General features: G+C 62.4%; 10 protein-coding genes. 6 read left to right on the plus strand and 4 right to left on the minus strand.

Features of this window, described 5'->3' with window-relative positions; translation table 11 throughout:
- Window positions 1-375 precede the first annotated feature (375 nt).
- The 5 genes from OHL13_RS13875 to OHL13_RS13895 all read left to right on the plus strand — a co-directional run bounded on the left by OHL13_RS13875 (window position 376) and on the right by OHL13_RS13895 (window position 8,416).
- Window positions 376-1,344, plus strand: a complete 969-nt coding sequence (locus OHL13_RS13875; protein ID WP_263410721.1) for a LysR family transcriptional regulator — start codon at window positions 376-378, stop codon at window positions 1,342-1,344.
- A 452-nt stretch (window positions 1,345-1,796) separates the two neighbouring features.
- Window positions 1,797-5,003: a choice-of-anchor D domain-containing protein gene (locus OHL13_RS13880; RefSeq protein WP_263410722.1), complete on the plus strand. Its 3,207-nt coding sequence runs from the start codon at window positions 1,797-1,799 to the stop codon at window positions 5,001-5,003.
- 183 nt (window positions 5,004-5,186) lie between these two features.
- On the plus strand, window positions 5,187-6,140 hold the full coding sequence (gene cysD / locus OHL13_RS13885) for a sulfate adenylyltransferase subunit CysD (protein WP_263410723.1): 954 nt from the start codon (window positions 5,187-5,189) through the stop codon (window positions 6,138-6,140).
- Window positions 6,141-7,724 carry a sulfate adenylyltransferase subunit CysN gene (gene cysN / locus OHL13_RS13890; RefSeq protein ID WP_263410724.1) on the plus strand — a complete coding sequence of 528 codons (1,584 nt, stop codon included), beginning with the start codon at window positions 6,141-6,143 and terminating at the stop codon, window positions 7,722-7,724.
- On the plus strand, window positions 7,721-8,416 hold the full coding sequence (locus OHL13_RS13895; RefSeq protein ID WP_263410725.1) for a phosphoadenylyl-sulfate reductase: 696 nt from the start codon (window positions 7,721-7,723) through the stop codon (window positions 8,414-8,416). Before cysN ends, OHL13_RS13895 begins: the two co-directional genes overlap by 4 nt.
- Window positions 8,417-8,479: 63 nt before the next feature.
- Here OHL13_RS13895 and tldD read toward each other — a convergent pair whose 3' ends face one another.
- The 4 genes from tldD to OHL13_RS13915 form a co-directional block, all read right to left on the minus strand.
- Window positions 8,480-9,913, minus strand: a complete 1,434-nt coding sequence (tldD, locus tag OHL13_RS13900) for a metalloprotease TldD (protein WP_263410726.1) — start codon at window positions 9,911-9,913, stop codon at window positions 8,480-8,482.
- A 288-nt stretch (window positions 9,914-10,201) separates the two neighbouring features.
- Window positions 10,202-10,984: a TIGR03435 family protein gene (locus OHL13_RS13905; protein ID WP_263410727.1), complete on the minus strand. Its 783-nt coding sequence runs from the start codon at window positions 10,982-10,984 to the stop codon at window positions 10,202-10,204.
- Window positions 10,985-11,154: 170 nt separating this feature from the next.
- On the minus strand, window positions 11,155-12,081 hold the full coding sequence (locus tag OHL13_RS13910; protein ID WP_263410728.1) for a hypothetical protein: 927 nt from the start codon (window positions 12,079-12,081) through the stop codon (window positions 11,155-11,157).
- A gap of 69 nt (window positions 12,082-12,150) precedes the next feature.
- Window positions 12,151-13,455 carry an alkaline phosphatase family protein gene (locus OHL13_RS13915; protein ID WP_263410729.1) on the minus strand — a complete coding sequence of 435 codons (1,305 nt, stop codon included), beginning with the start codon at window positions 13,453-13,455 and terminating at the stop codon, window positions 12,151-12,153.
- A 91-nt stretch (window positions 13,456-13,546) separates the two neighbouring features.
- Here OHL13_RS13915 and murQ point away from each other — a divergent pair, with 91 nt between their 5' ends.
- The gene (gene murQ / locus OHL13_RS13920; protein ID WP_263410730.1) at window positions 13,547-14,455 is read left to right on the plus strand and encodes an N-acetylmuramic acid 6-phosphate etherase; all 909 of its coding nucleotides are present in this window, start codon (window positions 13,547-13,549) and stop codon (window positions 14,453-14,455) included.
- The last annotated feature ends 45 nt before the right edge of the window (window positions 14,456-14,500 follow it).

Below are 14,500 nucleotides of genomic sequence, written 5' to 3' on the forward strand. Positions count from 1 at the left end.
AGGTCAGATAGAGAGCTGCCTCGCGCACGATATCGATAACGATGATTCGTGACACTGGGGCCCGTGGTTCTTTTTTTGATCCGGTGCTGCTGGGGTGACGGAGACTGAGCGCTACAGAAAGCTGGTCCGCCTGGAAGAAAGAGGGAAGATGGCCATGTGGCTCTCCTCCGCAGGAACAACGAATTTTTTAATCGTGTGTGAGAGCAGCGTAAAAGCGGGCGGGCGGGATGTCTAATCGAAAAATTTTCAGGTGTGATTCATAAATGAAGAATTCATCGTGTATTGACAAGGAACCAAACCGGGGCAAAACTAGAAGCTCATCGCGACCAACAAGCACGACAACCTGAGCAGGATCTGGACTGGGAGAAGAGGGTTTTGGACTTTCGTATCCGGCAGTTGCAGTGTTTTCTTACCCTTGCCGAGGTGTTGAACTACGGCAAGACCGCTCGCTCGCTGTATATCAGTCAGCCCACGCTGACCTTTCAAATCAAGGGCCTGGAACATGCGCTGGGCGTCCGCCTGTTTGAGCGCACACGCCAGCATGTGCGCCTGACGGAGGCCGGAGCGGCCTTCCGCGAGTATGCCAAGTCCATCCTGGACACGGTGGATTCGGCGCGCGACTGCCTGCAATCGCTTGACTCCCGCCTGCGGCTAACCATTGCCTGCGGCCCGGTGGGTCAGTTCGTTCTGCTGCCGAATGTGATTCGGCTGCTGGCCAGCGAGTACCCGAACTTTGAGCTCGAGGTCTGCGAGATGACCACCGAGCAGCAGATGGCTGCCCTGCCCGAGGGCAAGGTCGACGCCCTGCTGATGATGCCCGCTCTTCCGATTGAGGGCATCCATTTCGATCCACTGCGACAGGAAAAGATGATGGCCGCGGTCAGTTCCGAAAGCCAGCTGGCGCGGCAAAGCTCGGTCAGTGTCCAGGTCTTCCGCTCGACGCCGATCATTGCATCCCGCCTGAAGGACTGCCGGTTCCACCAGCCTTCGCTGCACAGTATGCTGGCTCCGTTCGGCATTACGCCGAAGATTACGGAGAGCCCACAGTCGTGCTCGGTGCAGTTTGCCTATGCAGCCGCTGGAGAAGGCATCGCCATGACGACCGATGGCATGCGATCCTGCGTGGTTCCGGGAGTGACCGTGCTTCCGTTTGAGGAAGAGTTGTCAGCCGTGACGCTTGGCCTGGCTTTCCTTGAAAACAATCACTCGCCTGCCCTGAAGATCTTCCGCAAGGTGGTGCTGGTGGCCAGCCGAAGGCTTGCGGCTGCAAATGGAGCGCCGCGGCTGGCGCCGTCTCCGGTGATGGTGAAGGAATTTCCTTCCCGCCGCGAGCTGGCGGTCTAGTTATCAACAGAATTTGCCGCCTGGGCTGTAACCCACGCCCTCTATGGCCCGTCTTCGTCCATAGGGGGATTTTTCGGGGACCTCTGAAAACCTCCTGAGTGGGTGGCAGCGGCTGTTCGTGGGGGACGAGCAGCCCGCCTCCATACAAGCGATAGGTGCCACGACTCTGTTCGTGGCACCTTTCTTTTGCTTCCAAATGACGCCTGGCAATCTGACGGCCATGTAACCATGGCTCACAAAGCCTGCGTCTGTATTGGCGAATCGATATTCACTCCCTGCCCTGAAGATCTGCACACGCAGGCGGTAAAGCCGCCATGGCGGAGCTATGGGCGGAATCGAGCCGCGTCTTGCAACAGTTCACTCGCACTGCCTCTGGTTTGCTGTCCCTGCTTCTTTTTTCATGCGCCGGCCTTGCGCAAACCTCCGTCTCCATTCACGACATCATGACAAACATGCCGAACTCACCTTACCTGGGCAAGAGCGTCTCGACCTCCGGCATCGTTGTCGGCGTGATGACTACCGGCGGCTTCTACATCTCAGAACCCAGCGGCAACTGGGACAACAGCGTGGCCACCGCCGAGGGCATCCCCGTCTTCTATGCGGCCGGAGCCAACCCCGCCTGCGCCGTGGTGGGAAACACCGTGACCGTGGTGGGCATGGTGACCAATACCACCGCTCTGACCGCCGCGAATACCCCAGGCACGGGCATTACGCCGACCTCCTGCACGACGACCGCCACCGGCGGAACCATGACGCAGTCCATCTCGGTGAGCGGCGTGCTGACCAGCTTTGGCGACGCGCTGAAGTACACCGGTATGACGACCTCCGCCACGTTTTACGCCGTTTCGCCCACCGGCGGAACGCTGGATGAGGCGACCGAAACGGTGACCTCGAACGGCCAGTTCTGGGCGACGCTGAACTCGAACAGTGCTACCAACAACCACCTGTTCCGCGCAACGGGCATCGCGGGCGATGAGTATGTACCCACGGGCGCTCCCGGCACGGTGGCGACCTGGGGCGGCAATCCGCAGCGCATTCTGATTGATACGACCACCTTTGGCGGCACGGCAGTGGATATCACCGTGGGACAGACGATCAGCTGCACTACGGGGGCAAACATTAAGGTGGGTGCGACGGCGGGTATCGGCCTGATTGACTACACGCTGGGCTATGCGCGGCTACTCGTCTTCCCCACCAGTGTCTGCACTGTGGGCGGCAGTGTCGCCACCACCACCTCGGCTACGGCGGACTCCACGCACTTCCAGGTGGGCACGCTGGATCTGAACCGCTTCTACTCGACCACGGGAGCGACGACCGGGTCCGTAGCTATCAGCGCGGCTGCCTATACGCGCCGCCTGACCAAGGCAGCACTGGCCATTGTGAACTCACTGGGCACGCCGGACATTCTGAGCGTGCAGGAGGTGCAGGACCAGGCCACGCTGAACGATCTTGCCAACGCGGTGAACACACTGGCGGGCACCAGCTACCAGGGCTACCTGGGGTTGACTAACGATACGAACAGCCTGAACCCTGGCTTCCTGGTGAATACCTCGCGTATCGATGTGGAGTCTGTAGCGCAGGTAGGCGCCAGCACCACGTACAGCGGAGGGACGCTGTTTGAGCGGCCTCCACTGATGCTGAAGGCGGGTGTACACCGGGTGGGGAAGAACTACCCGGTGACGGTGATCAACGTGCACCTGGCCAGCCGCGACAACATTGGCGACACCACGCTGGGTGCCGATGTTCGCGCTCGCCGCGCAGCGCAGGCCTATTTCGTAAGCCAGCTAGTGCAGACCGAGCAGGATGCCGGAGAGAACGTTCTGGTAAACGGCAACTTCAACGCCACGGAGTTCAGCGACGGCTATGTGGATGTGCTGGGCGTCATCCGAGGATCGCCGGCGGCGGCAACCGCCGTGACGCTGTATCAAGCGACGGCCACGACCGGAGCTTTGCAGAACTTCACCAGGAGCGTGACCACCCTGCAGCGCTATAACGCGATTACGCGGGGCAACTCGGAGGCGGTGGAGCATATTCTTGCGTCTTCTACCGTGACCGCATCGACCACGGCGCAGAACTCGCTGGCCAGCTATGAGACCAGCGTGGTGCAGCCGCACTTCTCCGCGGACTTCGCGGCGGCGAACGCCAACAGCTCCTCCACCGCCGCCGGATTGACGGCCAACGATGGCCAGGTGGTCAGCTTCCTGATTCCCGCCGTGCCGACCTCGGCTACGGTCTCTGCCAGCTCACTGAGCTTTGGCGATGTGTATGTTGGCGGCTCGAAGTCGCTCTCGGTGACGGTACAGAACACCTCGGGCTTTACCTCGACGGTGAACGTAAGCAACATCGCCATCAGCGGCACCAATGCGGGCGATTACACGCAGACTTCTGACTGCCTGTCGCTGGCGGACCAGGCGACCTGCACCGTGACCGTCACCTTTGCACCGACGGCGATCGGCACGCGCGCGGCCACCCTGACCATCACGACCGATGCAACCACGGGATCGGCGATGACAGTATCGCTGACCGGCAATGGACTGCCCACCACGGCAACGCTGTCACCCACCAGCGCCAGCTATGGCAACGTGGTGCTGAACTCGACCAGCACGGCGCAGACCTTTACCTGGACCAACACCAGCACGATTGCGCTGAAGGTAAGCTCCGCAACGGTGAGCAGCGGCTGGACCATTGCCGCGAACAATTGCGGCACGGTGGCCGCCTCATCAAGCTGCACGGTGCTGGTGGCTTTTGCACCGGCGGCGCTGGGAACACAGACCGGGACGCTGACCCTTACCTCCACCAGCAGCGTGAATGGCACGTTGACCGCATCCCTGACCGGTCGCGGCGTGGCAGACGTGGAAGCTTCCCCGACCTCACTCAGCTTTGGCAACGTGGATCTTGGTCTTCGCTCCGCGGCGCAGGCAGTGACCATCACCAACTACACCAACGCGGCCATCGCGCTAACTTCCCTCTCGATTACAGGCGACTACGCCTACACCACCACCTGCGGCGGCACGCTGGCGGGGCTTGCCAGCTGCACGGCGACCATCACATTTACGCCGACCACCACCGGTACACGCACCGGCACGTTGACCATCAATACCAACGACACCAAGGTGCCGGTGGTAACGGTTGCGCTGACCGGCAACGGCGTGGACTTCTCCATCGCCTTGAACCCCGCATCGGGCAACACGATTGCGGGCTACTCGCTGGCTTCCACGGTGACGTTGACGCCGATCGGCGGATTCAACGGGACGGTGAACCTGAGCTGCTCCACCACGGCAGGCGGCACGAAGTGCGGCTTCGCCAGCAGCTCACCCACCTTCTCGGCGGTAACGACGGATGCGTTGACCATCACCACAACCTCGCAGTACCAGGTCATTGGTTATACCGGCGGCTTTGGTGGGTGGATGGCTGTCTTCGCAGCAGCAGGAGGAGCACTGCTGTGGTTTGCCCGCAGGCGTGTGCAGGGCATGATGCGGCTGGCCGCTCTCTGTGCATTGGCACTGGCCGTCCTGCTGCCGCTGGGCGGTTGCAGCGGTAAGCTGCCGGGCAGGAACACCGACCCCACCTATCCCGGCACGTACACCATCACCGTGTCCGCCACGGACGGGACCCTGACGCGGTCTGCCACGTACACCATGACCGTTACCGCCAAGTAGCTGCAATACAAGGTTTTGCGCTCGCGGGGCAGCCCGACACTCCAGGCTGCTCCGCATTTTTTTGCTAGAATCAAGAGAATGCGCCGCGTCTTTACAGACCGCTGTTGTTGTCTTCTCTAAGCGCCCTTCCCGCGCCCGCGCATTGTTCTTCCCTATTTACATATCTGGATTCACCCGGAGCCTATGAGTACCCTTCTTCCCACTGACGCCGCATCGTCCGTTGCCGAGCTGCTGACGCCGCGCAAGATGGACCACCTTCGCGCGCTGGAGGCTGAGAGCATCTTCATTCTGCGCGAGGCGGTGGCCGAGTTTGCCCGCCCCGTCATGCTCTACTCCATCGGCAAGGATTCGAGCGTCATGCTGCGCCTGGCGCAGAAAGCCTTCTACCCCGGCAAGTTCCCTTTCCCGCTGCTGCACATTGACACCAGCTACAAGTTTCCGGAGATGATCAGCTTTCGCGATAACTACGCCAAGGAGATTGGCGCGGACCTGATTGTGCACCGCAACGAGAAGGCCATTGCCGACGGCGCGAACCCGCTCGACCTGGGAACGCAGAACTGCTGCGGCCTGCTGAAGACACGCTCTCTGCTGGATGCCCTGGAAGAGGGCGGCTACGACGCTGCCTTTGGCGGCGCTCGCCGTGATGAAGAGAAGAGCCGGGCGAAGGAACGCGTGTACAGCTTCCGCGACGGCAACGGACAGTGGGACCCCAAGAACCAGCGGCCGGAGCTGTGGCAGACCTATAATTCCCGCCTGAAGAAGGGTGAGAGCATCCGCGTGTTTCCGTTGTCGAACTGGACGGAACTCGATATCTGGCTCTACCTGTACGCCGAGCAGATTCCTATTGTGCCGCTGTACTTTGCACGCGAGCGCGAAGCGGTGATCCGCAGCGGGCAGATCACGCTGACCTATCCGAACACGCGTCTGCTGCCGGGCGAAAAGATTGAGCCGGTGATGTGCCGGATGCGCAGCCTGGGCTGCATGCCCTGCACGGGCGCGATCCGCAGCGAGGCAGACACGATTGAAAAGATCATAGCGGAACTGATCAGCTTCCGCAGGTCAGAGCGTGAGAACCGCGCGATTGACCACGACGAAGAGGGATCGATGGAAACCAAGAAGCGGGAGGGCTACTTCTAAATGGCAACGACCGCCGTAAATACCCCCAACGACTTCCGCGAGTTTCTGGACGCGCACCTGGATCGCGACCTGCTGCGCTTTACCACCGCCGGATCCGTGGACGATGGCAAGAGCACACTGATTGGCCGCCTGCTGCATGACACAAAGAGCGTGTACGAGGACCAGCTCGCATCCGTTGCGAAGAGCCGTGTGAACCGCGCCGGCAATGGCCGCGTGGACTTGTCCCTGCTGACCGACGGCCTGCGTGCCGAGCGCGAGCAGGGCATCACGATTGATGTGGCGTATCGTTACTTCGCGACCTCGAAGCGCAAGTTCATCATTGCCGACACGCCGGGCCACGAGCAGTACACGCGCAACATGGCTACCGGAGCCTCGACCGCCGATGTCGCGATTGTGCTGGTCGACGGATCGAAGGGCATTCTGCCGCAGTCGCGCCGCCATTCGTTCATCGCATCGCTGCTGGGCATTCCGCATGTGGTCGCCGCCGTGAACAAGATGGACCTTGTTGGCTACGACGAGGCGAAGTTCCGCACCATTGAGACCGACTTCCGCGCCCTGGCCAGGCGCCTTGGCCTGCGCAATGTGGAGATCATCCCGGTCTCCGCGCTGGAAGGCGATAACGTCGTTAGCCCCTCTACCAACATGGCCTGGTACGGCGGCCCCACGCTGCTGGATTACCTGGAGACGGTGCCGTTGCGCGAGCATGTGGCCAACCAGCCGTTGCGCTTCCCGGTACAGCTTGTCGTGCGCCCCGACCGTACCTTCCGTGGCTTTGCCGGACAGGTGGCCAGCGGCGTGGTGCGCGAAGGTCAGCATGTTGTGGCGCTGCCCAGCGGACGCCGCACGCAGGTGAAACGCATTGTGACCTGGGACGGCGACCTGAAGGCCGCGGGTCCGGGCGAAAGCATCACGCTGGAGCTGGCCGACGAGATTGACCTGAGCCGCGGCGAGATGCTGATCTCGCCCGATGCGCAGGCCAACTCCGTGCCCACCGTCAGCAATGCCTTTGGAGCGAAGGTGGTGTGGATGCACGAGGAGCCGCTGGAGGTGGGTAAGACCTACCTGCTGAAGCAGACCTCGCGCGTGGTGCGCGCCGAAGTAAAGCGCATTCCCTACCGCGTCGACGTGAACACCTTTGAGCATCTGGATGCGGCTGAACTGAAGATGAACGACATTGCGGAGGTTGAGTTTGAGACCAACCTGCCGCTGTTCTTCGATACCTATCGCGACAACCGCGTAACGGGCGCAGCGATCCTGATCGATCCGCTGAGCAACGCGACGGTGGGCGCGCTGATGATCGACCGTGCTGTTGAAGCCGCGAAGAAGGCCGAGCTTCCGAAGCTGATCGCCGTAAAGGACACCACCGTTGCCACGCGCCTGCGCGAACTGCTGGCCGCTGCCGGACATCGCGCCGTCGTGCTGCAGGGCTTTACCGCTGCCGAGGTTCCCGTGGCGGTCCGCGCCCTGCAGCTTGCCGGAGTCATTGCGATTGTTGCCGGAGACGCGGAGGGCGCAGTCTCCATCACCGCTACCGACGATGCCGCGCTGACCGCGGCCCTGGTGGAGATGGGAGTGACCGTATGAGCGTTGCTACGCCTGTCGAGTACGAATCGCTGAACGCCGAGCAACTGGCCGCGCAGATCTTTGCCGAGTTCACCGGCGTGCCCGCGTGCTTTACCTGCAGCTTCCAGACGGAAGACATGGTGGTTCTCGACATCCTGCGCAAACAGCAGCCGGAGATCCCCGTCATCTTTCTGGAGACCGGCTACCACTTTGCCGAGACGTATGAGTACCGCGACCGCATGGTGCGCGAGTGGAAGCTGAACCTGATCAATGCCCTGCCCGAGGACACGAAGGCCGAGCATGAATCGAAGCGCGGCCTGCTCTACATCGTGAACCCGACCGAGTGCTGCAACCTGCGCAAGGTGGGTCCGCTGATGAAGTCGCTGGAGCCATACGGCGTGTGGTTCACCGGCCTGCGCCGTGAGCAGTCGCCCACGCGCGCCAACCTGAAGAAGGTGGAAGACCACCGCACACCCAACGGCCACGAGCTGAAGAAGATCTCGCTGCTGGCCGACTGGACCTGGGACCAGGTGACCGCGTACGCGAAGCAGCACGCCATTCCCGAGCTGCCGCTGTATGCGAAGGGATATACGTCGATTGGCTGCGAGCCGTGCACGGCTATCTCCACCGACCCGAACAACGCCCGCGCCGGACGCTGGGGCGGCAAGAAGCTGGAGTGCGGCATTCACACGTTCAGTGAGAAGACAGAGTAGCCGCGGTTGATTGCATGAAATGAGGGAGCCTTTCGGCTCCCTCATTTGTTTGTTCTGGAAAGCTTAGTTCGTTCCGCCGACGGTCATCTTGTCCAGCTTGACGGTTGGCATGCCGACGCCCACCGGGACGCTCTGCCCGCTCTTACCGCAGGTGCCGATGCCCTCATCCAGAGCCAGATCGTTGCCCACCATCGACACATACTTCAGCGCCTCCGGTCCGTTGCCGATCAGGGTTGCGCCCTTCACCGGGGCCGTCACCTTACCGTCTTCAATCAGGTAAGCCTCGCTGGCACTGAAGACGAACTTGCCGTTCGTGATGTCCACCTGGCCGCCGCCGAAGTTCACCGCGTACAGCCCGCGCTTCACGCTCTTGATGATGTCCTCGGGCTGGTCCTCGCCCGCGAGCATATAGGTGTTGGTCATGCGCGGCATGGTGATGTGCTGGTAGCTCTCGCGCCGCCCGCTGCCGGTCGACGGTATGCCCATCAGCCGCGCGGACAGCTTGTCCGACAGATACCCGCGCAGGATGCCGTTTTCAATCAGCACATTCTCGCGCGTCGGGGTGCCTTCGTCGTCCACGTTCAGGCTGCCGCGGCGGTTGGGCATGATGCCGTTGTCCACCACCGTCACCTTGCTGCTGGCCACCTGCTGGCCAATCAACCCGGCAAAGGCCGAGGTCTTCTTGCGGTTGAAGTCCGCCTCCAGGCCGTGGCCTACCGCCTCGTGAAGCAGAACGCCGGGCCAGCCGGGGCCCAGCACCACGGGCATCTCGCCTGCCGGGGCGGCAATGGCGCCAAGCTGCAGAATGGCGGTACGCGCCGCCTCGCGGGCAAAGTGCTCGGGGCTCTTCGCGCCTTCAAAGAAGTCCAGCGTCACGCGGCCGCCGCCACCGCTGGTGCCGCGCGCGGTATTGGTCGCGTCCTTGGCGATGACGAAGACGTTGAAGCGGGCCAGCGGCTGGGTATCACTGGCAAAGGTGCCGTCGCTGGCGGCTACAAGGATGCGGCGCAGCTCGTCGTTGTACCCGGCGCGCACCTGCGTAATGCGGTTGTCGAAGGCACGCGCGGCACGGTCAGCACGCAGAATCAGTTCGAGCTTCTGCGCAATCTCCGCATCGGTGCTGGCGCCGGCCACGGGATACAGCTCTGGCGTATGAGGCGAGGTAAAGCCCTGCACCTGCTGCTTCGCCGGACCGGAGGCGATCAGCGCGGCGGTACGGGCCGCGCGCAGAAGCTTCTCCGGGGAAAGATCGTCGGTGTACGCAAAGCCGGTGCGCTCGCCCGAGAGGACGCGGATGCCGCAGCCCACGCTGATGCCCTGGCTGGCGGACTTCACCAGCGACTCATCCACACCGATGGAGGTAGTCGTCACCGACTCAAAGTAGAGATCGGCATAGTCGCCGCCGGCAGAAAGCGCCTCCCCCAGACAGCGCTCCATGGTGCGCTCGGAGACGCCGAGGACGTCAATGAAATACCGCTTGTGGTCGGTGTGGGTCATGTGGTGATTCTAGTCGTTTCGCCTGCCCTCAGCCTGTCACTCCTTCAGCTTAGAGAGCGAATCTGCCAAGCCACCAACACTTTTTAGAATCTTGTCCACGACTTCTGAATTGGCTTCGGTCTTTCCGCGCTCTTCTCCGAAGACCTCAGCTGTGGGTGAAGTGAAGACCTTTTCAACCGACGCGATAACAAATTCAGAATATTTCGCAGCTTGCCTTTCAATTTTGAAAGCGTGGAGTGAGGGAATAACTAAAGGTCAATCGGCCTGTTGATTTCTACTGGCCACTAGCTAATTCTCCACCGGCACCCGATCGACCGAATCGATCACCACTGTCTGCACGGGCACTGTCTTTACCCGTAGTTCCAGGCCGGTTGCGCGGCGGAGGGCGGTTTCGAGGCGGGGCTGGTTGCTGCCGGTGTCCGGGGTGTCGTCCGGGGTGGGGTCGAAGGTGAAGGCGATGTCATAGCTGCCCTTGATGCCGGTCTCGTCGGTTACGGGGAAGCCGGTGACGGGGGTGAGGTACTGGGCGAGGGTGGCCATCGTCCAGTTGCAGCCTTCCATGTGGCCGTTCTCAGTGTCGATGCGGTAGCCGGGGAAGTGGTCGCCCTTGGTGGGGACGATGCCGGGGCCGGGGCGCCAGGTTCCTGTCTCGCTGGAGACGAGGGCGTAGCCGCGGCGCTGGCGCAGTTCGGTGTGGCAGACGAGGTGGAGTCTTTCGCGCAGCAGCGCCTGCAGGCCGGGGCGGAGCTCTTCGCGGCTGAGGGCGACACCCTCCTCCGGCCGCGCCAGCACTGAGTAGAGTTCGGTGTCCATCCACGAGGGGCGGTTGGCGATCTGGCTGGCGTCGATGTTGTAGGCGAGTTGGAACAGGCGGGTGAGGGTGACATGCTCGGCGCGGAACTCGCCCTTATTGGGGATGCTCCAGAAGCCGAGGCGGGGGTCTCCGCCGGGGTCGAGCTTGACGGTGGCAACTTCAAACTGCGGCTGCGTGGGCTGGGCGGCGCGGAGGGTGGACGGGAGGGCGAGTCCGAAGCCCAGCGCGAGGGCGAGCAGGCGGGCGAGTCGTTGCATGCTCCAGAGCATAGCGAAAAACGGCGCCCGGGATAAGGGAGAAAAACCGGGTGCCCCATCCATCCCACCCATCGCGATGAGCGCGATGGATGGGGCACCCGAAATGGTGGCTCTACACAAAGCGAAAAGCCCCGCATGCGCGGGGCTTTTGTCATTCCTAAAACTACCGGTTACATATTCGCCTTGCCGGCGCGCATGTCTTCGTTGAACTGGGGCTTGGCGAAGTTCAGGGAGTCCTGCAGTTCTTTTTCGAACTCGGCGCGGTGCTGCATCAGGCCTTCGGTGGGGGTGGCGTATTCCATGCCCTCGGTCAGCTGGATGACGCCGTCGGAGGCCAGGTCGTTGGCGATCTTCTTCAGGTCTTCGACCGTGGTGTTCAGGTACTGCGCGTCGCGGGGGTCGACGACCCAGACGGGCTGGCCTGCGCCCAGAACGCCGGAGAGCCAGTAGACCTTCTTGGCGATGAAGTCCAGGCGGAGCTGCTCCGTGGTGTCGTTGAAGACGAAGCTCTTGCGCCAGCGCGAGTAGTAGCGCGTGGTGACGGGCACCGGCTGGCGGTTGCCGGACTTCACCAGCTCCAGCTGGCCCTGGTCCATGGTCTTGCGGACGGCGTTGTAGATGAAGTTCTCGGCGAAGGGCTGTTCCATGGCCGGAACGATCTCGGCGAAGGTCAGCGTCATGGAGGCGGAGATCTTGGCGTGCAGAACGGCCTCGGCGCCGTCTTCCAGCCAGGCCTCGCCGTGGACGATGTAGGTGTCCGCGCCGGAGGTGGAGGTGTGGAAGGGCCAGGCAAAGTTACGGAAGCTGAGGGGCAGGCCGTGGATGGTCACGTAGCAGTCCGGCCGCGGATTGCGGAGGCGCTTGGCGGCGTGGGCAAAGTAGGTCTTCAGCTCTTCCTGGATCTCGGCGCGGCCGAAGTCGAAGTTGGCGCTGAACTCCAGCGTCTCGGTCTTGCCCTCAGCGTTGGCGAGGGTGAACTTCGTGGTGGGCTTGCCGGTGAAATCGGTGCCGGAGGTGGTTTCGGTGACCTTCAGACCCGCGATCTTCGCGGCGTCTTCGACCTGCTGCTGCAGGCTGAGCTGCGTTGCTGCTGCCATGGTTCGTGTTTTCTCCCAGAAACTACTATTTTAGGGCATTTTGAGGGCGATTTTGCGCCCCGGAAGGGCCTATTTCAGGTCGATTGGCTTACCGTCGGCGGTGGGCAGGCTGGCTCCCAGCTCCCCTGCAAGGGTGGGGGCGATCTGCCGCATGTCGATGATGCCAAGGTCTTTACCGGCCTTGATCCCCGGCCCCATGATGAAAAACGCCGAGCGCAGGGCGGGGTCGCTGGCCAGGTAGCCGTGGGACCCCAGGCCGCTGACCCCGGTGACAACATCAGGCTTCAGCTCGGCAATGGCCTGCCAGCCGGGACGCAGGGCGACGAGGAAGGCAGCGTCCGGATAGCCGCCCATGGCCACGATTTCATTGTGGGTGTAAACGTGACCGATGCCGTTGGCCGGGTCCGTTGCCAGGGTACGCAGCAGGGTGAACACCTTCTGCTTGGTGGCGTCGTCTGCGGGGTCGTTCAACTGGATGGCTGCTGTTCCGCCGCTGACCCAGGGCATGGCCTTCCAACTGGTGACGTTGCCCTTGGCGTCTGCGGTGATGAGGCCGGCGTCGATGAAGGCGCGTTTGAGCGAGAGGTAGTAGCTGACCGGCTCAAAGCCGTGGTCGCTGAGCACGCAGAAGATGACGTCCTTGTCCTGGGCGAGGGCAGCGTCGTAGATCTGCTTGACCAGCTTGTCCTCTTCCTGCACGGCGGCGTTGGCAGCGTCCGAGAAGGGGCCGTGTTCGTGCTGGGCGGTGTCCAGCCCTGCCAGGTGCACGGCCAGAAGGCCGGGGTGGTACTGCTTCAGGATGGCGATGGCGAAGTCGACGCGCTTGTGGTCGTTGGCGACGTCCACGACCTTGCTGGGGTAGCGGCCCAGGGTCTTTTCGAGGTCCTTCAGCATGCCCGCCGGAGTACTGGCGTTTTCAAGCGTGGAACCGTCGTCATCGCGCGCGGGGTTCCAGAACTCGGGGATGTTGACGTCAATAGGCGCGCCCTTGGTGACGGGCCAGTTGACGGCAGCGGTCTTCACGCCGGCCTGGTGCGCGGCCTGCCACAGCGTGGGCGACTTGATGGTGTCGTAGTTCCACCACCAGGCGGAGGGGTCTTTGCCCAGCGGATCGAAGGGCCGGTTATTCAGCACGCCGTGTTTGATGGGCCAAACACCGGTGACCAGCGTGGTGTGCGAAGGATAGGTATAGGTAGGCAGAACACCGGTGACGCCGTGGGCGTAGACGCCGTTGTGCATCATGCCCAGAAGGAAGGGCACCTCCAGTTTGTGCTCCTCGGCGTAGGTGATGTAGTCGGGCCGCATGCCATCGACCGAGACGACGACCACCAGCGGCTTCTTTGCCTGCGCCATGCAGGCGAGTGCCGTTGCCAAAAAAATTCCGAGAACTCCAAACTTCCGCATGCGCCTGCCGCCTTCGCTCTAAAAACTGACAACCGTGAACCAACAACTAGATAATTGTCTCGTGCCGATTGATTCTGTCCAACTCGCAAGCATTCCTACTGAGAGCCGTAACCCCCGCACCACGAATATCGATTCCCTGCCAACGGAAGAGATGCTGGCGCTGATGAACCGTGAAGACGCAGCCGTGATCACCGCCGTTGAGGCCGAAGTGCCGCGCATTGCTGCTGTGTTGGACGCGCTTGTTCCGCGAATTGTCGGTGGCGGACGGCTGTTTTATATCGGGGCCGGAACCTCGGGCCGCCTGGGCGTTCTGGATGCCTCGGAGTGCCCGCCGACCTTCAGCGTGTCTCCCACGCTGGTGCAGGGGCTGATCGCCGGTGGTGATTCCGCGCTGAGGAAGGCCGCCGAGAAGATTGAGGACTCGCCCGAGCTGGGCGCGAAAGACCTGGAAGCCGCCGGCTTTGCCGAAGGCGATACGCTGGTGGGCATTGCCGCCAGCGGACGCACGCCCTACGTGCTGGGCGCCATTGCCTGGGCCCGGTCGATTGGAGCGCTGACAGTGGGGTTCTCCTGCGTGCCGGACTCGCCTGTCTCCAAGGCCGCCGAACTGCAGATCACACCTGTTCCCGGCCCCGAAGTGCTGACCGGAAGCACGCGCATGAAGGCGGGTACTGCCACCAAGCTGGTGCTGAACATGATCACCACCGGGCTGATGATCAAGACCGGGCTGACGTACAGCAACCTGATGGTGAATGTGCAGCCCACGAATGAGAAGCTGGTGGACCGCGCCGAGCGCATCATCATGGAGATTGCAGAGGTGAACCATGACACCGCCACCGGCCTGCTGGCAGAGGCCGGCAACGTGAAGGTGGCCGTGGTGATGCAGAAGCTTGGGTTGTCCGTGGATGGAGCGGTGGCCAAGCTGCAGCATGCGGGCGGACGCCTGCGCGAGGCTCTGGAAACGGAGTGAAGTGGCAGTCGCTGACGCGACTGCTCTCTGAAAATGCAGGTCTCT

Origin of the sequence: Terriglobus tenax (assembly GCF_025685395.1) — a bacterium.
Lineage (GTDB): Bacteria > Acidobacteriota > Terriglobia > Terriglobales > Acidobacteriaceae > Terriglobus > Terriglobus tenax.

What these genes read in the sequence shown, in the direction of transcription:
- OHL13_RS13880 (WP_263410722.1), top strand. Translation starts at nt 1,797, where the DNA reads ATGCCGAACTCACCTTACCTGGGCAAGAGCGTCTCGACCTCCGGCATC.
- cysD (WP_263410723.1), top strand. Translation starts at nt 5,187, where the DNA reads ATGAGTACCCTTCTTCCCACTGACGCCGCATCGTCCGTTGCCGAGCTG.
- cysN (WP_263410724.1), top strand. Translation starts at nt 6,141, where the DNA reads ATGGCAACGACCGCCGTAAATACCCCCAACGACTTCCGCGAGTTTCTG.
- OHL13_RS13895 (WP_263410725.1), top strand. Translation starts at nt 7,721, where the DNA reads ATGAGCGTTGCTACGCCTGTCGAGTACGAATCGCTGAACGCCGAGCAA.
- tldD (WP_263410726.1), bottom strand. Translation starts at nt 9,913, where the DNA reads ATGACCCACACCGACCACAAGCGGTATTTCATTGACGTCCTCGGCGTC.
- OHL13_RS13905 (WP_263410727.1), bottom strand. Translation starts at nt 10,984, where the DNA reads ATGCAACGACTCGCCCGCCTGCTCGCCCTCGCGCTGGGCTTCGGACTC.
- OHL13_RS13910 (WP_263410728.1), bottom strand. Translation starts at nt 12,081, where the DNA reads ATGGCAGCAGCAACGCAGCTCAGCCTGCAGCAGCAGGTCGAAGACGCC.